The following is a 20,880-nucleotide window of genomic DNA, read 5'->3' on the forward strand; positions in this document are numbered from 1 at the left end:
AAGGAGCGAGCCAGGCACGCGGCGTCCTATCGATGCGAGAAAGAGCGGGGGAACCCTAGTAGGCGCACGCCCTGTCACTGGCGTCACACCCCGGCCCTCAGCCCCACACCGCCAGCACCTCGGCCCTCCAGGCGGCCAGGCCGCCGGCCCGCACCGCGGCCGCGGTGCGCTCCACCAGCCGCAGCAGCCAGGCCACGTTGTGGAGGGTGAGCAGGCGGGCCGCCGCCGGCTCCCCCACCTGGAGCAAGTGCCGGAGGTAGCCCCGTGACCACCGGGCGCACACCGGGCACGGGCACGCCGGGTCGATGGGGCCGGGGTCGCGGAGGTAGCGGGCCTGGCGCAGGTTGAGCCGCCCCGTGTCGGTGAGCAACGTGCCGTGCCGGGCCAGGCGGGTGGGCAGGACGCAGTCGAACATGTCGACCCCCAGGGCCACGGCCTCCACGATGCTGGCCGGGTCGCCCACGCCCATCAGGTACCGGGGCCGCTCGGCCGGCAGGCCGCCCACGGCGGCGGCCAGGGCCGGCAGCATCTGGTCCCGCGACTCCCCCACCGACAGGCCGCCCACGGCGTAGCCGTCGAAGCCGACGTCGGTGGTCCACCGGGCGCTGTCGGCCCGGAGGGCGGGGTCGACGCCGCCCTGGACGATGCCGTACTGGGCCTGGTGCACGCCTCCGGCTGCGGGCTGGCCGTCCCGGGCGGTGAAGGCGGCCCGACCCCGCTCGGCCCAGCGGGCGGTGCGCTCGGCCGCCTCCCGGACCACCCGGTCGGGGGCCGGCAGGCCGGGGCAGATGTCCAGCACCATCTGGACGTCCGCGCCCAGGTCGGCCTGGACGGCCACCGCCCCCTCGGGGGTCAGGCGATGGCGGCTGCCGTCGTAGGTCGACCGGAAGGTGGCCCCCTCCTCGTCCACCTTCGGGGCCAGGGAGAACACCTGGTAGCCGCCCGAGTCGGTGAGGGTGTGGCCGTCCCAGCCGCTGAAGCGGTGCAGGCCGCCCAGGTCGCGCACCACCTCGGCGCCGGGCCGCAGCATCAGGTGGTAGGTGTTGGCCAGGACCACCGGGGGGCCCAGGTCGTCGAGGTCGGCGGCGGAGAGGGCCCGGACCGAGCCCCGGGTGCCCACCGGCATGAAGGCCGGCACCGGGAAGCTGCCCCGGGGCGTCACCACCCGGCCCACCCGGGCCGTCCCATCGGTGGCCTCCACCTCGACCACGTGGCCGCTCACGCCGCCCGCCCCCAGGCCCGGTCGAGCAGGCAGCAGTCGCCGAAGCTGAGGAACCGGTAGCCGTCGGCCAGGGCCACGTCGTAGAGAGCGCGCCACCGGGGACCGACCAGGGCGTCCACCAGGACCAGCAGCGACGACCGGGGCACGTGGAAGTTGGTGACCAGCCGGTCCACGACCTGGAAGGGGTGGTCGCCGTGGACGTAGATGTCGGTCCGGCCCTCGACCTGCCCGGTGGTCGCCGCCGCCTCCAGGGCCCGCAGCACGGTGGTGCCCACCGCGGTGACCCGGCGGCCGTGGGCCCGGGCCCGCCGGCACGCGTCGAGCACCTCGGGGGCGACCCGATAGGCCTCGGCGTGCATGACGTGGTCCTCGACCCGCTCGGCGTCGATGGGCCGGAACGTGCCCAGGCCCACCCGCAGCTCCACCGCCTCCACCCGGACCCCCCGCGCCCGGCAGGCGTCGAGCACCTGCTCGGTCAGGTGGAGGCCGGCGGTGGGGGCGGCCACCGAGCCGGGCACCCGGGCGAAGACCGTCTGGTATCGCTCGGGGTCGGCCAGGGCGGTGCGCACGTAGGGCGGCAGGGGCACCTCGCCGTTCGCTTCCAGGGCGGCCCGCTCGGCGGCGGTGGGGTCCGGGCCCGGCCCGGGGTCGCCGCCGACGTCCAGGGCCACCCGGCGCACGCCGTCGCCCACCTCGGCCCCCACCGTCACCGCCAGCGAGCCCGCGGTCACCACCGTGCCCGGGGCCACCCGCCGCCCGGGGCGGACCAGGGCCCGCCACGTGCCGGCCGGCTCGCGCTCCAGGAGCAGCACCTCGACCGCCCCGCCGCTGGGCTTGCGGGCCCGGAGCCGGGCCGGCAGGACCCGGGTGTCGTTCACCACCAGCACGTCGCCGGGGTCGAGGAGGGACGGCAGGTCGCGGACGCCCCGGTGCCCGGGCGGGGTCCGGGGCCCCCGGTCGACCAGCATGCGGGCCGCGTCCCGGGGCTCGAGGGGGACCTGGGCGATGCGGTCGTCGGGCAGCGGGTAGGCGAACCGCTCGACCGGGGTCATGGGCGGCGGGCGGCCGCCAGGGCGACGAGGGCCTCCACCGCCGCGCCGGCCAGCAGGCGGGCACCCAGGCCGACGGCGGCCTCGTCCACGTCGAAGGCGGCGGTGTGGATGTCGACCGGCTCGACCCCCGGCGCGGTCACGCCCAGGCGGAGGAAGGCGCCCGGGGCCTCCTCGCACAGCCACGAGAAGTCCTCCCCGCCGCCGCTCTGGCGGGTGGGTCGCACCCGGGTGGCGCCCAGGACCGCCCCGGCGGCCCGGCCCATGACCTCGGTGGCCCACGGGTCGTTCTCCATGGGCGGCGACCCCACCCGGTGGTCCAGCGACCAGGTGGCGCCCCGCGTGTCGGCCACGCCGGCCACCAGGCCGGGCAGCAGCCGGGCGGCCTGCTCCCAGCCGGAGCGGGCCGTGGCCCGCAGCGAGCCCCGCAGCACGGCCTCGGCCGGGATGACGTTGGCGGCGTCGCCGGCCAGGAGGGCGCCGAAGGTCAGGTTCACCCCGTCCCGGGGGTCGGTCAGCCGGTCCAGGGCGGCCGGCAGGTCGACGGCCAGGCGGGCGGCCACGTTGACCAGGTCGGCGGTCCGGTGGGGCCGGGCGGTGTGGCCCCCGGGGCCCCGGAGGGTGATCTCCACCATGTCCGAGGCCGAGGTGATGGGGCCGGCCGACAGGCCGACCTGGCCGATCGGCACCTGGGGGTCGCAGTGGAGGGCGAACACGGCGCCGGCGCCGGCCACGGTCCCGGCCTCGGCCAGGGCCCGAGCCCCGGACGGGATGGACTCCTCGGCCGGCTGGAACACCACCCGCACCCGCCCGCACCCGGGGGGCAGGACCCGGGCCAGGGCCATGGCCGCCCCCACCGCCGCCGCGGTGTGGACGTCGTGGCCGCAGGCGTGGCACACCCCGGGGACGGTCGACCGGTAGGGCACGTCCTTCACGTCCGGCATGCGCAGGGCGTCGAGGTCGGCCCGCAGCACCACCAGCGGGGTGCCCATCTCGGGCCGGTCGCCCACGTCGCACAGCAACCCGGTGGGGGTGGCCGCCGGGACCGGGGACAGGCCGGCGGCGGCCAGGGTGGCCGCCACCACCTCGGTGGTGCGGTGCTCCTCCCAGGAGGGCTCCGGGTGGGCGTGCAGGTCGCGGCGCAGGGCCACCAGCTCGGCCTCCACCTCGGCCACGGCGGCGGCCAGCGCCGGGTGCTCGAGGGCCCGGGGCCCGGGCGGGGGGAGCTCGGCCGGCGAGGGGGTCACGGGATCGAGGGCAGCACGCCAGGGGTGTCCGACGCCAGCTCGGCCACCAGGAGGTCGACCACCGGCTGGAGGCCGCCGGCCCCCATGGCCCCGGCCGGCACCGCGGCCCGCTGCCGGGCGTAGCTGGCCCCGCCGGCGACGATCTCCTCGATCCGGGCCAGCTCGGGCCCGCAGCCCAGCCGGTCGGCCACCGGGGCCATGCGGGCCACCAGGTCGCGCACGGCCTGGCGCATCGGCTGCTGGGCCCCGGACTCGTCCACGATGATCTCGGCGTCGAGGCCGTGGCGGCCGGCCCGCCACTTGTTCTGCCGGAGCACCCACTCGCGGGGGCGGGTCAGCGGCTCGCCCCGATCGAACCGGTCGTCGAGGTCGGTGACCAGGCACTGGGCCAGGGCGGCCACCGCGGTGATCTCCGAGAGGGTGGGGATGCCGTCACACATGCGCAGCTCGATGGTGCCGAAGTCGGGGTGGGGGCGGATGTCCCACCAGACCTCCCGCACGGTGGAGATGGCGGCCGAGGAGACGAGGGTCTCCATGAACTGCTCGAACTCCTCCCAGCTCTCCAGCTCGGCCGGCAGGCCGGCGGTGGGCAACCCCTCGAACACCTTGCTGCGGGACGAGGCCAGGCCGGTGTCGCGCCCCTCCCAGAACGGGCTGGAGGCGGTGAGGGCCAGCAGGTGGGGGATGGTGCCGGCCAGGGCGTTGGCGATGACCACCGCCTTCTGCCGGCTCCGGACGCCGACGTGCACGTGGACCCCGAAGATCTGCAGGCGCCGAGCCATCCACTGCATCTCCTCGATGAGCCGGTCGTAGCGGGCATCGGGGCTGACCTGCTGGTCGTGCCACGAGGAGAAGGGGTGGGTGCCCGAGCACATCACGGCCAGGCCCCGGCGCTCGGCGGCGGCGGTCACCTCGTCCAGGGTGGCCTGGAGGTCGGACCGGACCTCGGCCACCGAGCCGCACACCCCGGTGATGATCTCGACGGTGCACTCGAACAGCTCGTGCTTGGCCTTGGGGTGGGCCCCGTCGGGGTGGCCGGCCCCCAGCTCGGCCAGGATGGGGGTGGCCGCGCTGACCAGCTCCCCGGTCACGGCGTCGACCAGCTCCAGCTCCACCTCGACGCCCAGGCTGGGCCCCGGCGAGCTGTTGAAGTCGATGTCCACCGGCTCTCTCTAGCCGAAAAGGCCGGGGGGCGGGGTCGGGTCGCCGGGGGCGGAGCGAGGGACGACCAGGCCGAGGTGGGCCCAGGCCGCCGGGGTGGCCACCCGGCCCCGGGGGGTGCGCATCAGCAGGCCCTCGCGGATGAGGAAGGGCTCGTGCACGTCCTCGACGGTCTCGGTGGGCTCCGACACGCTGATGGCCAGGGTCGAGAGGCCGACCGGTCCCCCGCCGAAGCGGGTGCACAGGGCGGTGAGCACGGCCCGGTCCACCTTGTCGAGCCCCCGCTCGTCCACCCCGAACACCGACAGGCCGGTGCGGGCCGCGGCCAGGTCGACGGCCCCCGAGCCCCGCACATCGGCGTAGTCGCGGACCCGGCGCAGCAGGCGGTTGGCGATGCGGGGCGTGCCCCGGGCCCGGCCGGCGATCTCCCGGGCCCCCTCGGGGTCGATGACCACGTCCAGGATGGTGGCCGCCCGCAGCACGATGGCCTCCAGGTCGGCGGGCTCGTAGTAGTCCAGCCGGGCCACCAGGCCGAAGCGGTCGCGCAGCGGGCCGGTGATGAGGCCGGTGCGGGTGGTGGCCCCCACCAGGGTGAAGCGGGGGACGTCGATGCGGATGGTGCGGGCCGCCGGGCCCTTGCCCAGCACGATGTCGACCACGAAGTCCTCCATGGCCGGGTACAGCACCTCCTCGACGGCCCGGGACAGGCGGTGGATCTCGTCGATGAAGAGCACGTCCCCGTCGGCCAGCTGGCTCAGGATGGCGGCCAGGTCGCCGGCCCGCTCCAGGGCCGGCCCCGACGTGACGTGCAGGGCCACGTCCACCTCGGCGGCCACGATCCCGGCCAGGGTGGTCTTGCCCAGCCCCGGAGGGCCGGCGAAGAGCAGGTGGTCGGCGGCCTGGCCCCGGCGGCGGGCCGCCTCCAGGATGATGCTCAGGTGCTCCTTGAGCTCGGCCTGGCCCACGAAGTCGTCCAGGCGGCGGGGGCGGAGGCCGGCCTCGGCCGCCTCCTCGCCCTCCACCGGGCCGGGGGCCAGGAGGGCCTCGCCGTCGCCGGCGGCGTCGCCCAGCAGCTCGTCCCTCACCGGCGGGCCACCAGGCGGCGCAGGGCGTCGCGGACCAGGGCCGGCACGTCGTCGCCCTCGGGCAGGTCCCGGGTGGCCTCGGCGATCTCGTCGGGCCCGTAGCCCAGGGCGGCCAGGGCGTCGCGCACGTCGGCCCGGGCCGACGGGACCGAGCTCCCATTGCTGGCGCCCGAGCCGGCCGCCACCGCGGCGGCCACGTCGCCCACCGGCAGGTCCAGCCGGGACTTGAGCTCGACCAGGAGGCGGGCCGCGGTCTTCTTGCCCACCCCGGGCACCAGGCACAGGGCCGACACGTCGTCGTCGGCCAGGACCCGGCGCAGGGCCAGCGGCTCGTGCACCGAGAGGATGGCCAGGGCCAGAGCCGGGCCCACGCCGTGGGCCGAGATCAGGGCCTCGAAGGCCACCCGCTCGTCACGGGTGGCGAAGCCGTAGAGGACCTGGGCGTCCTCCCGCACGTGGTGGTGGGTCCACACGTGGACCTGGGCGCCCACGTCCCCCAACCGGGCCGTGGTCGCCGGCCCGGCCACCACCCGGTAGCCCACGCCTCCCACCTCGACCAGCAACTCGCCGTCGGCTCCCCTCTCGGCCAGGGTGCCGTGCAGCGATCCGATCATCCCGGCCATGGTCGCGCTCAGCCCCGAGGACCGGCGACCACCCGCCGCAGCGGGGCGTGGGCCAGGTGGCAGAGGGCCAGGGCGGCGGCGTCGGCGGCATCGGCGGGGCGGGGCGCCTCGGCCAGCCCCAGGAGGGTCTGGACCATGCGCCCCACCTGGTCCTTGTCGGCCCGCCCGTCGCCGGCCACGGCCTGCTTGACCTGGGTCGGGGTGTACTGCACGACCTCGGCCCCGGCGGCGTGGGCCTCGGCCATGGCCAGCCCGCTGGCCTGCCCCACGGCCATGGCCGTGCGCACGTTGACCTGGAAGAACACCCGCTCGATGGACACCACCGCCGGTGCGGTCTCGGCCAGCAGGGCCCGCAGCTCGGCCTGCAGCTCGGCCAGTCGGGCCGGGAGGGGGGTGGCCGGGTCGGTGCGGATCACCCCCACGGCCCGGGCGCGGGCGCCCCGGGGCCCGGGCTCCAGGCAGGCGTAGCCGCAACGCGACAGGCCGGGGTCGATGCCGAGGACGAACACGGGTTCGGACTCTAGGCCCTCCCCGGGCGGGGGCCGGGGACCTCACAGCGGGCCGGGGCCCGCCGATGGAGGGCAGATGGCCCCCTCCGTCCCCACCTCCCCGCCGGTCGTGGCCCTGGCCGACGTCCGGCGCCGCTTCGACCGGGTCGAGGCCCTGCGAGGCCTCTCCCTCACCGTCGCCCCGGGCACCATCACCGTGCTGCTCGGCCCCAACGGCGCCGGCAAGACCACCGCCATCCGGATGGTCACCGGGGCCCTGGACGCCGACAGCGGGGCGGTGCGGGTGTTCGGCGTCGACCCCTCGGACCCCACCCACGGCGAGGACGTGCGGCGCCGGTGCGGCGTGGTGTCGGCCAAGCCCGCCCTCTACGACCGGCTCTCGGGCCGCGACAACCTGCGCTACGCGGCCGAGCTGTACGGCATGGGCTGGTCGGCGGCCACCCGCCAGCGGGTGGTGGAGGCCGCCACCCGCTTCGGCATCCAGGGCAGCCTGGACGCCCAGGTGGGCGGTTACTCCACCGGCATGAAGACCCGACTGGCCCTGGCCCGCTCCGTGCTCCACCGGCCCGACCTGCTGCTCTTCGACGAGCCCACCTCGGGCCTCGACCCCGAGTCCAGCCAGGCCGTGCTCCGGATGATCAAGGAGATGGCCGAGGACGGCACGACGATCATCATGTGCACCCACCTGCTGCTGGAGGCCGAGGGGCTGGCCGAGCAGGTCGTGGTCATCGAGGGTGGCCTCGACATCGCCTCCGGCCCCCCCGACGAGCTGATGCGGCGCTACTGGCCCGACGACTCGGTGCGGCTGGGGGCCGAGGACCCGGCCGCCATGGCCGGCCTGGCCGAGCTGCCCGGCGTGCGCCGGGTGACGCCGGTGCCGGGGGCCGGCCACGAGGTCGACGTGGACGTCGACGACCTGCGCCGGGTGCCCGAGATCGTGGTCGCCCTCACCACCCGGGGGGCCCGCCTGACCAGGGTCACCCCCCACCAGCGATCGTTGGAGGAGCTGTACTTCGCGGTCCGGCGCCCCCACCTGGCCACCACGCCGTCGCCCTCCGACGGGCTGGCCCCCGAGGGCCTCCCCGTGGCGCCAGACGTCGTCCGCCCCGAGAGCGAGCCCCAGGAGGCCGGGATCTCATGAGCTGGCACCGTGTGCGCGTCGTGGTCCGGACCGAGCTCAAGCAGCTGGCCCAGGCCCGGGACTTCTGGGGGCCGATGGTGATCCTCGGCAGCCTGTTCTTCGTGGTCATCCCGACCGTCCTGTTCCTGACCATCACCCGCATCGGGGACGTGGACGTGGTCAACAAGGTGTCCAAGGCGGTGGACGTGCTGCCCAAGGGGGCCCAGCAGTCCATCCCCGACGTGGCCGCCAGCGGCCGCACCTCCTACGCCCTGGCCGTGTTCCTGCTGGCCCCGGTGGCCATCGTCGTCCCCCTCACCATCTCCACCGCGGTGGGGGCGGCCAGCCTGGTCGGCGAGCGGGAGCGGGGCACCGGCGAGTTCCTGGCCCACTCCCCCGCCGCCACCCGGGAGATCTACCTGGGCAAGGTGCTGGCCAGCATCATCCCCGGCTACCTGACCACCGTGGTCGGCTTCGGCGCCTACTCCCTGGTGGTCAACCTGCTGGTGGGCCCCGAGGTGGGCGGCTGGTTCTTCCCCACCCCGCAGTGGTGGGTGCTGGTGCTGTGGGTGCTGCCGCCGTTCCTGGCCATCACCCTCTCCATCGTGCTGCGCCTGTCGGCCCGGGTGCGCTCCACCGCCGCCGCCCAGCAGGCCTCGGGGCTGGTCACGTTGCCCCTCATCGGCCTGGCCTACGCCCAGGCCAGCGGCTCCCTGTTCGGGGCGACCAGCCTGGGCTGGTACATCGGCGCCGTGGCCTGGGTCATCGCCCTCGCCTCCCTGGCCCGGGGCATGTCCACCATCAAGCGGGCCCGCCTGCTGGGCGTGGCCGACGGCGTCTGAGCCCTCGCCTCAGGCGGTCAGCCGGTCGATGGCCCCGACGATGTCGTCGGAGGGCTGGAAGGCCAGGCCGGCCACGGCCCGGTGGATCCAGCCGATGGTGCCGTCGAGGCCGATGACGAACACCGAGCGCCGGTAGAAGCCCAGCGGGCCCACGATGCCGTAGGCGTGGCCCACGGCCTTGTCCTCGTCGGCCAGCAGGGGGAAGGCGAAGCCGCCGTTGTCGGCCGCGAAGGCCCGGTGGCTCTCCACCGACTGCGGGCTGAGGGCCAGCACCCGGGCCCCGACCTCGGCGAAGGCCTCGATCTCGTCGGTGTAGCTGACCAGCTGCCGCGTGCACACCGGCGTCCCGTCGCCCGGGTAGAAGACGAGGACCACCGGCTGGCCCCGCAGGGCCGACAGGGTCCACGTGCCCGGCTCCCCGCCCTCCACCCCGGGCAGGGTGAAGTCGGGCGCCTCGTCCCCCAGGTGCAGGCTGGCCCGCCCCTCGGGCTCCACCCCGGCCACCTCGCTCACCCCACCTCCAACGCCGCGAACACGTCGTCGGCGATGTCGAAGTTGGCGTGCACGGCCTGCACGTCGTCGTTGTCCTCCAGGGCGTCGATGAGGGCCAGGACCGATCTGGCGTCGCCGGCCGAGGCCAGGGGCACCAGGTTGGCCGCCACCATGGCCAGGTCGGAGGACTCCACCGCGAAGCCGGCCTCCTCCAGGGCGCTGCGCACCGCGTGCAGGTCCGACGGCGGGGTGGTCACCCGCCAGGCCTCGCCGTCATCGGCGATGTCCTCGGCCCCGGCGTCCAGGGCGGCCAGCATCAGCTCGTCCTCGTCGGCGGCGCGGTCGAGCAGGATCGAACCCTTGCGGTCGAACTGCCAGGCCACGGCCCCGGGCTCGGCCATCGACCCACCGGCCCGGTTGAACGTGGTGCGGATCTCCGAACCGGTCCGGTTGCGGTTGTCGGTGAGCACCTCGATCAGCACGGCCACGCCGTGGGGGGCGTAGCCCTCGTAGGTGATCTGCTCGTAGATGACGCCCTCGAGCTCGCCGGTGCCCCGCTTGACCGCCCGCTGGATGGTGTCGAGCGGCACCGAGGAGTCCCGCGCCTTCTGGAACATGGTGCGCAGGGTCGGGTTGGACTCGGGGTCGCCGCCGCCCTGGCGGGCCGCCACCTCGACCTGGCGGATGAGCTTGGCGAAGAGCTTCCCCCGCTTGGCATCGGCGGCGCCCTTCTTGTGCTTGATGGTGGCCCACTTGGAATGGCCGGACATCGGACCTCCTAGAGGCTGGTCAGGAAGAGGTGGTGGAGGCGCAGGTCGTCGGTCAGCTCCGGGTGGAACGATGCCACGATCACCGCCCCCTGTCGGGCCAGGACGGGCCGACCGTCCACCGCGGCCAGGATCTCGACCCCGGGGCCGGCCGCCTCGACGATCGGGGCCCGGATGAACACGGCGTGGTACGGGCCGCCGTCCAGGGGGGCGCCGTCCCACGTGACGTCCAGGTCGGCCTCGAAGGAGTCCACCTGGCGGCCGAAGGCGTTGCGCCGCACGGTGACGTCGATGGCCCCCAGGCTGCGCTGGTCGGGGCGGCCGTCGACCACCTCGGTGGCCAGCAGGATCATCCCCGCGCAGGTGCCCAGGGCCGGCAGGCCGTCGGCCAACCGCTCGGCCAGGCGCTCGTGCAGGCCGCTGGAGGCCAGCAGCAGCGACATGGTCGTCGACTCGCCGCCCGGCAGGACCACGGCGTCGACCGTGTCCAGCTCCGCGGCGGTGCGGACGGCAACGGGCTCGGCCCCCAGGGCGGCCAGGGCGTCGACGTGGTGGGACACCGCGCCCTGCAGGGCCAGGACGCCGACCTTCACCCCCGGGCTCACCAGCCCCGGTCGGCGAAGGTGGTCTCCAGGGCGCCGACCTCCAGGCCGGGCATGGCCGCTCCCAGGCCCCGGGACACCTTGGCCAGGATGGCCGGGTCGCCGAAGTGGGTGGTGGCCTCGACCACGGCCTTGGCCCGGCGGGCCGGGTCGTCGGACTTGAAGATGCCCGAGCCCACGAACGTGGCCTCGGCCCCCAGCTGCATGACCAGGGCGGCATCCGCCGGGGTGGCGATGCCCCCGGCGCAGAACAGGGGGACGGGGAGGCGGCCGACCGACGCCACCTCCTGGACCAGGGGCAGGGGGGCCTGGAGCCGCTTGGCCCACTCGAACTGCTCGGCCCCGTCGGCCTGGGTGAGCTTGCGGATGTCGCCCAGGATGGTGCGCAGGTGCCGGACGGCCTCGACGATGTTGCCGGTGCCGGCCTCGCCCTTGGAGCGGATCATGCAGGCCCCCTCGGAGATGCGCCGCAGGGCCTCGCCCAGGTTCGTGGCCCCGCACACGAAGGGGACGGTGAAGGCCCACTTGTCGATGTGGTGGGTCTCGTCCGCCGGGGTCAGGACCTCGGACTCGTCCACGAAGTCGACGCCCAGGGCCTCGAGGATCTGGGCCTCGACGAAGTGGCCGATGCGGGCCTTGGCCATGACCGGGATGGTGACCGCGGCCTTGATGCCCTCGATCATCTCCGGGTCGCTCATGCGGGCCACGCCGCCGTCCCGGCGGATGTCGGACGGCACCCGCTCCAGGGCCATGACCGCCACCGCGCCGGCGTCCTCGGCCACCTTGGCCTGCTCGGGGTCGACCACGTCCATGATCACGCCGCCCCGGAGCATCTCGGCCAGGCCGCGCTTCACCCGGAACGTCCCGGTCTCGGGCGGGGTGGAGGCAGTCGTGGGGCTCTCGGGCATGGGTCCACTCTACGACCGGCCTCCCCCGACCCCGAAGCCGGTTGGCCCACGGATCGGCCCTCGGGCGGGACCGCTCAGAGGCCCTCGCCGGCGCCCCGGCGGGCCAGGACGGCCTCCCGGGTGGGCACCCGCCAGGCGATCCAGGCCACCCCCACCGCCCCGGCGGCGGCGATGGCCAGGCGCACGGCCAGGCGGTCCACGCCCAGGGCGATGCTCAGCGAGCAGGCCACCACGATCATGGCGCCGGCCAGCACCTTGGCCCGCCGGGGCATGCCCAGGCCGGCCCGGTGGTCACGCACCATGGGGCCCACGCCGGGCAGGTCCAGGACCCACCGCTCGAAGCGGGGGCTGGACTTGGAGAAGCACCACGCCGCGAACACGAAGGGGCCGACGGTGGGCAGCCCGGGCAGCACCACGCCCAGGGTGCCGACCCCCACCCCCACGAAGCCGAGCGCCGTCCACGCCGCCCGGGAGGCGCGGTTCGGGGCCGGGGGCACTAGGTCAACAGCTCGACGAGGTCCCGGGCGATCAGGACCACCAGCAGGGCGATCACCGTGCCCCCCACCGCGGTGTAGGCCCAGCGCCAGCGGTGGTCGGCCCGCCAGAAGCGGCGGATGCTCTTGACGTTGAACACGATGGCCAGCGCCCCGACCGGGATGCCGACCAGCGGCCCCACCCCGGCGGCCAGGCCCAGGGCCGGCCCCAGGAACGGGATCACCAGGTAGGTGAGGATGCACCGGGTGGCCGAGACCAGGATCGAGCGGCTGAAGGCGCTGCGCAGCGCGTCCTCGCCCAGCCGGGGCTGCGCGTCGGAGATGCGCAGGACCCGGCGGGCCAGCTCGTCGGCACTGGAGCGGGCCGGGGCGGGCGGAGCCGCGGCCAGGGAGGGCTCGGGCGCGGCCGTGGGCACGGTGGACACGGCGCCATGCTCGCAGCCCCGTCCCCCACCGGCCAACCCGGAGCGGGCGCTCACAGCTCCCGGAGGGTGGCGATGCGGTCCTCGATGGGCGGGTGGGTGTCGGACCGGCCGTCCCCGCCCTCGGGCCGGGCCGTGGGCGACTCGATCCACAGGTGGGCGATGGCCGGCGACGAGACCTGGACCACGGCGGCGGCGTCCCGCAGCTTCTCCAGGGCCGAGACGAGGGCCGGCGGGTACCGGGTCACCTCCACCGCGGCGATGTCGGCCAGGGCGTGGCGGTCCCGGTCCACCACCCGGCGCAGCGGCGGCGCGGTGACGGCCAGGGTGGCCACCTGCACGTCGTCGTGCTTGATGTGGCTCAGCTCGTGGGCCAGCACCGCCTCCAGCTCGACCCGGGTCATCGTCGCCAGCAGGCCGGTGGTGACCACGATGGCGGCGCGCTGCGGGGAGCGCCCCAGGGCCAGTGCGTTGGGGGCCTCGTCGTCGACGACGTAGAGATCCGGCTTGGGCAGGCCGCTGGCCACGCACAGCCCTTCGACCAGGTTGTGGAGCCGGGCGTGCTCCCCCGGATCCGCGGGCCGGGCCCGGCTGGCCGACAGGGCCACCCGCTCCGCGGTCCACCACAGAGCGAAGGCCGCCGCCCCGACCACCGCCACGGCCACGACGACGCCCACCGGGCCCAGGCCGACCAGCCAGGCCGGGATGGCCACCACCGCCACCGCCAGCAGCAGGGCGGATGCGCCGAGCAGCAGGGCGGAGCGGCGCGTGGTGCGGACGAGGTGCTGGTACACAGGCCGGTCAGAAGCTCACGTCGACGGGGCCCCGGGCGTCGCCCTCGGCCTGGAAGTACTGCCGGGGGCCGTAGCCGGCCATGCGGGCCAGGAACACCGAGGGCATGGTCTCGATCTTGGTGTTGTACCGGTTCACGGCGTCGTTGTAGTACTGCCGGGCGTAGGCCACGCGATCCTCGCTGGTGGTCAGCTCCTCCTGGAGGGCCAGGAAGTTCTGGTTGGCCTTCAGGTCGGGGTAGGCCTCGGACAGGGCGAACACGTTGGCCAGGGCGCCCGACACCGCCTGCTCGGCCGAGGCCTGCTCGGCCGGCGACGAGGCGGCCACCGCCCGGTTGCGGGCGGTGATTACCTGCTCCAGGGTGGCCTGCTCGTGGGCCGCGTAGCCCTTCACCGTCTCGACCAGGTTGGGGATCAGGTCGTGGCGCCGGTTGAGCTGCACCTCGATCTGGGCCCACGCCGCCTCGACCCGGTTCTTGAGCCTGACCAGGCCGTTGTAGAGCACGACCAGGCCGATGGCCACGACCAGCACCAGGACGAGGGCCACGATGGCGATGATCGATCCCACGGGTCCTCCGGGCGGGGTGCGGGGGGCGGCGCCCGCCGGGACGGGCGGAGCGAGCCTAGACCCCGCCCTCCGGCGCCCCGGCCACCGGGCTCAGCCGGCCACCCGCTCGTACAGGTCGAGGTAGCACCGGGCCAGGCGGTCCATGGAGAACACCTCGGCCCGCTCCCGGCCCGAGGCCACCAGGCGGGCCGCCCAGTCCGGGTCGCCCAGCACGGCCTGGAGCGCCCGGGCCAGGGCGGCGGCGTCGCCCGGGGGGACCAGGACGGCGTCGTGGTCCGGCCGGGCCACCCGGCGGTAGCCGGCCAGGTCGCTGGCCACGATGGCGGTGCCGGCGGCCATGGCCTCCAGCAGCACCACGCCGAAGGACTCACCCCGCAACGAGGGGGCGCAGTAGGCGGTGGCGCCCCGCAACCGGGACGCCTTCTCGGCGTCCGAGATGCGGCCCAGCCACTCGACCCGGGGGTCGCCGGAGGTGCGCTGGGCCAGGCGGTCGGTGTCGGGGCCGTCGCCGGCCACCCACAGGCGCACGTCGCGGGGCAGGTCGCCCAGGGCGTCGAGCAGGACCTCCAGGCCCTTGCGCTCGTCGTGGCGGCCCAGGAACAAGACGGTGGGGTGGCCGTCGGTGGGCGTGGGCTCGGCCTCGGCGAAGAAGGGGATCTCGATGCCGTTGTAGACCCGCTCGTAGCTGCCGCCGAGGTGGGCCGCGGCCAGCTCCTCGGCATCGGCGGAGACCGCGCACCGCAGGTCGAGCCGGCCGGCCAGGCGGCGCACCACGGGGCCCAGGGCCCGGTACGCGCCCGACACCCCGGCGGCGTGGAACGTCCCCACCAGCGGGGCCGGCTTGACCACGCAGGCCGTCATGCACGCCCCCGGCCCCAGCGGCTCGTGCAGGTTGAGCACGTCGAACCCCTCGTCGCGGGCGGCCCGGATGAGGCGGAGCTGGGCCGCCACGTCGGGGGCCAGGGGGGCGATGGAGCCGTTGGCGGCCATCGGCATGCTGTTGCCCAGCGGGGTCACCCAGGCGTCCGGCGGCGGGCCGTCGCAGGGGGCCAGCACCCGGGCCGGGTGGCCGTGGGCCCGCAGGGCCCGGGCCAGCCCCAGCACCTGGGCCTGCACGCCCCCGGGGATGGTCAGGCTGTAGGGGCAGACGAGGCCGATCCGCACGGGCCGGAGCCTACGGCCCGGCCCCGGCCCCGGCCCCAGCCAGCCGGGCGTCGCCGGGCCCGGGGGTGCTAGACAGCGCCGGTCGGGGCCGTGGGAGCCCCCCAGGAACGGGGAAGCAGCACAGATGTCGGACGCCCAGGACGAGACCGTCGCGCCGGAGCCCGCCCCGCGGGCCAAGCCCAAGGAGAAGGAGGGTCACGACCGGGTCGAGGTGGTGGCCGCCATCCTCCTCGGCATCGCCGGGGCCCTGACCGCCTTCTCGGCCTACAAGGCCGCCCTCACCGACGGCGACGCCCTCAAGGGCTACACCGAGTCCGCCAAGTCGACCTCGGACGCCAACAGCTCCTACGACGACTACTCCCAGACCTACTACGCCGACCAGCAGCTGTTTCGCGACTACCTGCTGGCCGCCAACGACGACCCGGAGGTGGGCCTGGGCCTGCGGGCCCTGTTCTTCGACGACAACCTGGAGGCCGCCACGACGAGCTGGGAGAACCTGCCGGAGGACGAGCGGCCGGCCACCGCCCTGGACGTCGACGCCTACCAGGAGACGGCGCTCGAGGAGTACAACGAGTTCAGCGCGGACGCCGAGACCCAGTTCACCGAGGCGGCCAAGGCCGACTCGGCCGGGGACAAGTTCGAGCAGGCGTCGGTGTTCCTGGCCATCTCCCTGTTCCTGGCCGGCGTGGCCAGCCTGTTCAAGGTCCAGGGCGTGCGCTACGCCGCCCTCATCGGCAGCGCCCTGGTCATCGTCCCGGGGATCATGGCCATGCTCGACGGCCAGAGCGCCCTGGGGTAGGTCCTCAGCCGCGGGCCGGTCGGCCCGGCCCGCCGTCAGGCCAGGCCGGCGGCGGCCAGGGCCTCGTGGTCCGAGGGCCAGTTGGGCTGGAGCAGGTGCCACTGGTCGGGGGCCCGCCGGATCAGGTCCTCGAGGGCGTGGGCCAGGTCCTGGGTGATGCGGGCCACGTCCTCGCGCAGCCGCCCCTGCCGGGCCACCTCCAGCGGCGGGCCGGCCACGCCCAGGTGCGTGCCGTCGGCCTCGTGGTAGACGGCCGCCGGGACCAGGGGCGCCCCGCTGCGCAGGGCCAGGGTGGCCGGGCCGCCGGGCAGGGTGGTGCGCTCGCCGAACATCTCCACCTCGATGCCGCCGCCGCCCAGGTCCCGATCGCACAGCAGGGCCAGGACGCGGTTCTGCTTGAGGGCTCGGGCGCAGGCCGAGGCCGCCCCGCCGTCGAGGGTGATGACCTCCATGCCCAGGGCCTCCCGCAGGCCCACGAACCACCGGGCCAGCTCGGGTGGCTCCAACTTCTCGACCACGGCCGAGACCGGGTGCCCGACCACCTCGGTGAGCCAGAACGCCGCCCACTCCCAGCCGCCCAGGTGCGGGAGGGCCAGGATGACGCCAGTGCCGGCGTCCAGGCCGGCCTCCACGTGCTCCATGGTCGCGCTGTGGAAGCCGGCGTCGAGGTCGGCCGCCGCCGTGCCGGGGAGGCGGAACGACTCCACCCAGTACCGGAGGTAGGAGGCGAAGGTGGCGTCCACCCTCCGGGCCAGCTCGTCCGGGCCCACGTCCTGGCCCAGGGCCCGGCGCAGGTTGCGCTCCACCATGAGCCGCCGGGCCGGCATCTGCCGGGCGGCCAGCCGGCCGCCGACGGTGCACACGGTCGGGATGGCCGCCGCCGGGAGGACCCGGGCCGCGGCCGAGCCGACCCGGAAGGCGGCGTAGGCGGGGTGGGGCAGGTTCAGCGGTCGTTGCGCCGGCCGGAGCCGAAGCGGTCGCGGGCGGCGAAGCGCTCACGGGCGCTACGGCGGCCCTCGGCGGTGCGGCGGGCCGCGGTGCGCGACACCCGGACCTGGCGGCGGGCCCGCTCGCGGGCGGTGGCCGGGCGGGGGGGCACGGCGCTGCTGGCCTGGCGCCAGACCTTGGCGAAGCGCTGGGCCGCCGTCACCACCGTGAGGGCCAGCGTGAGCCACAGGATGGCCACCATCAACCCGGGGAACAGCAGGGCCAGCCCGATGGCCACCAGGCGCTCGGCCCGCTCCATCAGCCCGCCCCTGGCGTCGTAGCCCAGAGCCTCGGCCTTGGCCCGCTCGTAGGAGATGACCAGCGAGGCGGCCAGGACGGCCAGGGGCAGCACGGCGATGCGGCCGGCGCCGGGCTGGGAGGACAGGTACCAGGCCACGCCACCCAGCAGGAGGGCGTCGGACACCCGGTCGCACACCGAGTCGAAGAAGGCACCGCGGGGCGACGCCGTGCCGGACGCCTTGGCCACCGCCCCGTCGAGCACGTCGGGCACGGCGCACAGCACCAGCAGGAGGATGCCCAGGCGGAGGGCGCCGTTGGCCACGGCCAGGGCGGTGACGCCGGCCATGACCACGCCCAGGACCGTCAGGTGGTCGGCGGTGATGCCGGTCTTGCGCAGGTTGGTCCCGATGGGCCGGAGCTGCTTCTCGGCCTGGCTGCGGAACTGTCCGTCGAACATCGGACTCCTCGGAGGGCGGGTGCGCTTGCAGAAGTTAGCAGCGTCGCGCAGGTAGGGACAGCATGCCCGCTACTCGCCCGTCCTGAACGGCGTGCCGGTGCCGGTCAGGGCCCCGTCCATGTCCGACCAGTCCTCGGGGTTGTCCTCCACGAAGAAGTCGACCACCTCGCCGTCGACCCCGTCCACCAGGACCAGGGCCCGGCGGGTGGGCGGGTTCTCGGCCGAGTAGCAGAGGATCCGCCAGGTCGGGCGGCTGCGCAGGCCCCGCCACCCCATCTGGGCCGAGGCGTGGCCCACGGGGAAGCCCACCGTGCGGGTGGCCACCACCAGGGCGTCCTGCTCGTCGACGTCGAGGTCGAAGCCGGAGAGCAGGCAGTAGGCCCCGGCCGCCACCAGTGCCGCCGCCGCCCACAGCAGGCCCTCGTTCACCACCGAGCCGTCGTCGCCCTGCCACATCACCCAGGCGGCCACGCAGGCCACGGCCAGCCCCAGGTACAGGTAGCCCGGGACCCGCCGGCGGTTGTTGTCGGGGAAGACGTAGGGCCCCACGTAGCCGGAGATGTCCAGGTCCTCGGGGAGGGCGTCGGTCACCTCGGCATCGGCCCCGGCGTCGTCCGCCGGGGCGTCGGGCTCGGGGCCGTCGTCGGGGCGCTCGTCGTCGGCCACGGGCGGCACGCTACCGACCGCCCCCGCCCACCGGCCAGGCGGCGCGCACCTTGCGGTAGGTGTCGGCCAGGGGCTCGGGCAGGACCCGGGCCTCGGCCACCGTGGTCATGAAGTTGGCGTCGGCCGCCCACCGGGGCAGCACGTGGACGTGCAGGTGGTCGGGCACCCCGGCACCGGCCGCGGCCCCCAGGTTGAGCCCCACGTTCAGGCCGTCGGGCTGGTAGGCGGCCCGCACCGCGGCCACCGCGTCGGCCACCGTGGCCCACAGCTCGGCCGCCTCGCCGGGGTCCAGGTCGGCCAGGTCGGGCACGGCCCGGACGGGCAGGACCAGCAGGTGCCCCGAGCCGTAGGGGTAGGCGTTGAGCAGCACCACCACCCGGTCGCCCCGCCACACCACCAGGGCCTCCTCGTCGGGCAGGCCCGAGGCCAGGATGCGCTCGAAGAGGCTGCGCCCGGCCTCGTCGGGCCGGATCTCGGCCGCGTCGGAGGACACCCGCTCCATGTAGTCGGCCCGCCACCCGGCCCACAGGCGGGCCAGGCCGGGCGCCGGGCCGCCCCCGGCCTCGGCCGCGGTGCGCCCGGCCGGTCCGGCGACCGTCACCGGCCGCCGGTCTGGGCCAGCACCTCGACCCGCAGCCGCTGGAGGAGGGTGTCGACGGGGACGCCCCGCTCGACGTCGCCCCCCCTCGGGTTCACACCCACGGTGCCGGCCTCCACGTCGTCGTCCCCCACCACCAGGACGTACGGCACCTTCTCGCTCTTGGCCTTGCGGATGCGGTTGCCCAGCTTCTCGCTGGCCTCGGCCACGTCGGCCCGGAAGCCCTCGGCCCGGATGCGGTCGGCCAGGCGGACGGCGTAGGCGTCGTGGCCGTCGCGCACGGGCAGGACCCGGACCTGGACCGGCGCCAGCCAGGTGGGGAAGGCCCCGGCGTAGTGCTCCAGCAGCACGCCGAAGAAGCGCTCCACGGAGCCGAACAGGGCCCGGTGGATCATGATGGGCCGGTGCCGGGCCCCGTCGGAGCCCACGTACTCCAGGCCGAAGCGTTGGGGGAGCTGGAAGTCGACCTGGATGGTGGACATCTGCCACGTCCGCCCGATGGCGTCGCGGGCCTGCACCGAGATCTTGGGCCCGTAGAAGGCGGCGCCCCCCGGGTCGGCCACCAGGTCCAGCCCCGAGGTGGCCGCCGCCGCCTCCAGGGCCGCGGTGGCCTCGGCCCACTCCTCCTCGGCACCGATGAACTTGTCCGAGTCCCCCCGGGTGGAGAGCTCCAGGTAGAAGTCGTCCAGCCCGTAGTCCCGCAGCAGGCCGAGCACGAACTCCAGCACGCTGGCCAGCTCGGCCTGGGCCTGCTCCTTGGCGCAGAAGATGTGGGCGTCGTCCTGGGTCATGCCCCGCACCCGGGTCAGGCCGTGGACCACGCCGGACTTCTCGTAGCGGTAGACGCTGCCGAACTCGAAGAGCCGCATGGGCAGCTCCCGGTAGCTCCGCAGGCTCGATCGGTAGACCAAGATGTGGAACGGGCAGTTCATCGGCTTGACGTAGTAGTCGATGCCCTCCGGGCCGCCCTCGTCGGCGAAGTGCATGGGCGGGAACATGCCGTCCGCGTACCAGTCGAGGTGGCCCGAGATCTGGAACAGGTCCGCCTTGGTGATGTGGGGCGTGTAGACGAAGTCGTAGCCGGCGGCCTCGTGGCGACGCCGCGAGTAGTCCTCCATCAGGCGCCGCACCAGGCCACCCTTGGGGTGGAAGACCGGGAGCCCGGAGCCGATCTCGTCGGGGAAGCTGAACAGGTCGAGCCCCACCCCCAGCTTGCGGTGGTCGCGCTTGGCCGCCTCCTCCAGGCGCTCCAGGTGCTGGGCCAGGGCGTCGGCCGAGGCCCAGGCCGTGCCGTAGACCCGCTGGAGCTGGGGCTTGGCCTCGTCGCCCCGCCAGTAGGCCCCGGCGATGCGCAGCAGCTTGAAGTGGCCCAGGTGGGTGCGGGTGTCGGGCACGTGGGGGCCGCGGCACAGGTCGACGAAGCCGGGGTAGCCGCGGAACGGGGGCCGGTCCTTGGGGGCCGGCGGCGGGTTCTCGTAGGTGCGGGCCGCGCCCGTCTCGGTGACCGAGGTGGGGTCCTCGGCCTCGCCGTCGATGATCTCCAGCTTGAACGGGTGGTCGGCGAAGACCTCCCGGGCCCGGTCGCTGGGGATGTCGTCGCGGACGAAGGGCTGGCTCTCGTCGATGATCTCGCGCATGCGGGCCTCGATGCGCTCGAGGTCGTCGAGGGCGAAGGTGGCGGGCACGCCGTCGGCCCCGGCCGGGAGCTGGAAGTCGTAGTAGAAGCCGTCCTCCACCGGGGGGCCGATGCCGAAGGTGGCCCCCGGGAACAGGTCGAGCACGGCTTGGGCCAGCACGTGGGCCGTGGAGTGGCGGATGGTGAAGAGGCCCCGGGGGCTGCTGGTGGTGACGATCTCCACCGCGTCGCCGTCGGCCAGCTCGTGGGACAGGTCCCGCTCGGTGCCGTTGACCACGCCGATCACCGCGTCCTTGGCCAGGCGACGCCCGATGGACGCGGCCAGGCCGCCGACGGTGGTCCCCGTCGCCACCGGGCGCGAGGAGCCGTCGGGGAGGGAGATGGTGATCTCGGACATGGGGCGCGACAGTACCGGCGGGGCCGGGCCGCCC

24 protein-coding genes are annotated in these 20,880 nt (G+C 75.3%); 3 read left to right on the top strand and 21 right to left on the bottom strand.

The window, feature by feature from the left end:
- Nucleotides 1–97 precede the first annotated feature (97 nt).
- The 7 genes from tgt to ruvC are packed head-to-tail and all read right to left on the bottom strand — an operon-like array spanning nt 98 to nt 6,896.
- Nucleotides 98–1,222 carry a tRNA guanosine(34) transglycosylase Tgt gene (gene tgt, locus VEW93_03510; protein ID HYI60855.1) on the bottom strand — a complete coding sequence of 375 codons (1,125 nt, stop codon included), beginning with the start codon at nt 1,220–1,222 and terminating at the stop codon, nt 98–100.
- Nucleotides 1,219–2,274, bottom strand: a complete 1,056-nt coding sequence (gene queA / locus VEW93_03515; protein ID HYI60856.1) for a tRNA preQ1(34) S-adenosylmethionine ribosyltransferase-isomerase QueA — start codon at nt 2,272–2,274, stop codon at nt 1,219–1,221. Before queA ends, tgt begins: the two co-directional genes overlap by 4 nt.
- Complete coding sequence (locus VEW93_03520; GenBank protein ID HYI60857.1) at nt 2,271–3,518, bottom strand: amidohydrolase; 1,248 nt, start codon at nt 3,516–3,518, stop codon at nt 2,271–2,273. Before VEW93_03520 ends, queA begins: the two co-directional genes overlap by 4 nt.
- The gene (locus VEW93_03525; protein ID HYI60858.1) at nt 3,515–4,681 is read right to left on the bottom strand and encodes a glutamate--cysteine ligase; all 1,167 of its coding nucleotides are present in this window, start codon (nt 4,679–4,681) and stop codon (nt 3,515–3,517) included. Before VEW93_03525 ends, VEW93_03520 begins: the two co-directional genes overlap by 4 nt.
- 9 nt (nt 4,682–4,690) lie before the next feature.
- Nucleotides 4,691–5,764, bottom strand: a complete 1,074-nt coding sequence (gene ruvB / locus VEW93_03530; GenBank protein HYI60859.1) for a Holliday junction branch migration DNA helicase RuvB — start codon at nt 5,762–5,764, stop codon at nt 4,691–4,693.
- Complete coding sequence (gene ruvA, locus VEW93_03535; protein ID HYI60860.1) at nt 5,761–6,378, bottom strand: Holliday junction branch migration protein RuvA; 618 nt, start codon at nt 6,376–6,378, stop codon at nt 5,761–5,763. Before ruvA ends, ruvB begins: the two co-directional genes overlap by 4 nt.
- Before the next feature lie 17 nt (nt 6,379–6,395).
- On the bottom strand, nt 6,396–6,896 hold the full coding sequence (gene ruvC / locus VEW93_03540; GenBank protein ID HYI60861.1) for a crossover junction endodeoxyribonuclease RuvC: 501 nt from the start codon (nt 6,894–6,896) through the stop codon (nt 6,396–6,398).
- 76 nt (nt 6,897–6,972) lie between these two features.
- Here ruvC and VEW93_03545 point away from each other — a divergent pair, with 76 nt between their 5' ends.
- Together VEW93_03545 and VEW93_03550 are read left to right on the top strand one after the other, a co-directional pair.
- Complete coding sequence (locus VEW93_03545) at nt 6,973–8,037, top strand: ABC transporter ATP-binding protein (GenBank protein HYI60862.1); 1,065 nt, start codon at nt 6,973–6,975, stop codon at nt 8,035–8,037.
- Nucleotides 8,034–8,858, top strand: coding sequence for an ABC transporter permease subunit (locus VEW93_03550; GenBank protein HYI60863.1), 825 nt, complete (start codon nt 8,034–8,036; stop codon nt 8,856–8,858). Before VEW93_03545 ends, VEW93_03550 begins: the two co-directional genes overlap by 4 nt.
- Before the next feature lie 9 nt (nt 8,859–8,867).
- On the opposite strand, the gene VEW93_03555 is transcribed toward VEW93_03550, so the two are convergent.
- From VEW93_03555 to VEW93_03595, 9 genes are all read right to left on the bottom strand, one after another.
- The gene (locus VEW93_03555; GenBank protein HYI60864.1) at nt 8,868–9,371 is read right to left on the bottom strand and encodes a peroxiredoxin; all 504 of its coding nucleotides are present in this window, start codon (nt 9,369–9,371) and stop codon (nt 8,868–8,870) included.
- Nucleotides 9,368–10,120 carry a YebC/PmpR family DNA-binding transcriptional regulator gene (locus VEW93_03560; protein HYI60865.1) on the bottom strand — a complete coding sequence of 251 codons (753 nt, stop codon included), beginning with the start codon at nt 10,118–10,120 and terminating at the stop codon, nt 9,368–9,370. Before VEW93_03560 ends, VEW93_03555 begins: the two co-directional genes overlap by 4 nt.
- An 8-nt stretch (nt 10,121–10,128) precedes the next feature.
- Nucleotides 10,129–10,722, bottom strand: a complete 594-nt coding sequence (pdxT, locus tag VEW93_03565; protein ID HYI60866.1) for a pyridoxal 5'-phosphate synthase glutaminase subunit PdxT — start codon at nt 10,720–10,722, stop codon at nt 10,129–10,131.
- Nucleotides 10,719–11,627 carry a pyridoxal 5'-phosphate synthase lyase subunit PdxS gene (gene pdxS, locus VEW93_03570; GenBank protein HYI60867.1) on the bottom strand — a complete coding sequence of 303 codons (909 nt, stop codon included), beginning with the start codon at nt 11,625–11,627 and terminating at the stop codon, nt 10,719–10,721. Before pdxS ends, pdxT begins: the two co-directional genes overlap by 4 nt.
- Before the next feature lie 74 nt (nt 11,628–11,701).
- Entirely contained in the window at nt 11,702–12,124 is a 423-nt protein-coding gene (locus tag VEW93_03575) for a YbaN family protein (protein ID HYI60868.1), read from the bottom strand.
- Nucleotides 12,124–12,546: a hypothetical protein gene (locus tag VEW93_03580; protein ID HYI60869.1), complete on the bottom strand. Its 423-nt coding sequence runs from the start codon at nt 12,544–12,546 to the stop codon at nt 12,124–12,126. The genes VEW93_03575 and VEW93_03580 overlap by 1 nt, the downstream gene beginning before the upstream one ends.
- Nucleotides 12,547–12,596: 50 nt before the next feature.
- Entirely contained in the window at nt 12,597–13,337 is a 741-nt protein-coding gene (locus tag VEW93_03585) for a M48 family metalloprotease (GenBank protein HYI60870.1), read from the bottom strand.
- 7 nt (nt 13,338–13,344) lie between these two features.
- Nucleotides 13,345–13,902: a LemA family protein gene (locus tag VEW93_03590; protein HYI60871.1), complete on the bottom strand. Its 558-nt coding sequence runs from the start codon at nt 13,900–13,902 to the stop codon at nt 13,345–13,347.
- Between the two features lie 90 nt (nt 13,903–13,992).
- A complete protein-coding gene (locus tag VEW93_03595) occupies nt 13,993–15,066 on the bottom strand; it encodes a glycosyltransferase family 4 protein (protein HYI60872.1) in 1,074 nt (357 codons plus the stop codon).
- A 124-nt stretch (nt 15,067–15,190) separates the two neighbouring features.
- Here VEW93_03595 and VEW93_03600 point away from each other — a divergent pair, with 124 nt between their 5' ends.
- The gene (locus VEW93_03600) at nt 15,191–15,865 is read left to right on the top strand and encodes a DUF4337 family protein (protein HYI60873.1); all 675 of its coding nucleotides are present in this window, start codon (nt 15,191–15,193) and stop codon (nt 15,863–15,865) included.
- A gap of 35 nt (nt 15,866–15,900) precedes the next feature.
- Here the strand turns inward: VEW93_03600 and VEW93_03605 are convergent, their stop codons facing one another.
- From VEW93_03605 to thrS, 5 genes are all read right to left on the bottom strand, one after another.
- Nucleotides 15,901–16,812: a phosphatidylinositol mannoside acyltransferase gene (locus VEW93_03605; GenBank protein ID HYI60874.1), complete on the bottom strand. Its 912-nt coding sequence runs from the start codon at nt 16,810–16,812 to the stop codon at nt 15,901–15,903.
- On the bottom strand, nt 16,809–17,549 hold the full coding sequence (locus tag VEW93_03610; GenBank protein HYI60875.1) for a CDP-alcohol phosphatidyltransferase family protein: 741 nt from the start codon (nt 17,547–17,549) through the stop codon (nt 16,809–16,811). The genes VEW93_03605 and VEW93_03610 overlap by 4 nt, the downstream gene beginning before the upstream one ends.
- A 69-nt stretch (nt 17,550–17,618) precedes the next feature.
- Complete coding sequence (locus tag VEW93_03615) at nt 17,619–18,215, bottom strand: hypothetical protein (protein HYI60876.1); 597 nt, start codon at nt 18,213–18,215, stop codon at nt 17,619–17,621.
- 10 nt (nt 18,216–18,225) lie between these two features.
- Nucleotides 18,226–18,816, bottom strand: coding sequence for an HIT domain-containing protein (locus VEW93_03620; GenBank protein ID HYI60877.1), 591 nt, complete (start codon nt 18,814–18,816; stop codon nt 18,226–18,228).
- Complete coding sequence (gene thrS, locus VEW93_03625) at nt 18,813–20,846, bottom strand: threonine--tRNA ligase (GenBank protein HYI60878.1); 2,034 nt, start codon at nt 20,844–20,846, stop codon at nt 18,813–18,815. The genes VEW93_03620 and thrS overlap by 4 nt, the downstream gene beginning before the upstream one ends.
- Between the last annotated feature and the right edge of the window lie 34 nt (nt 20,847–20,880).

Source organism: Acidimicrobiales bacterium, assembly GCA_035630295.1.
GTDB lineage: Bacteria > Actinomycetota > Acidimicrobiia > Acidimicrobiales > Iamiaceae > Iamia.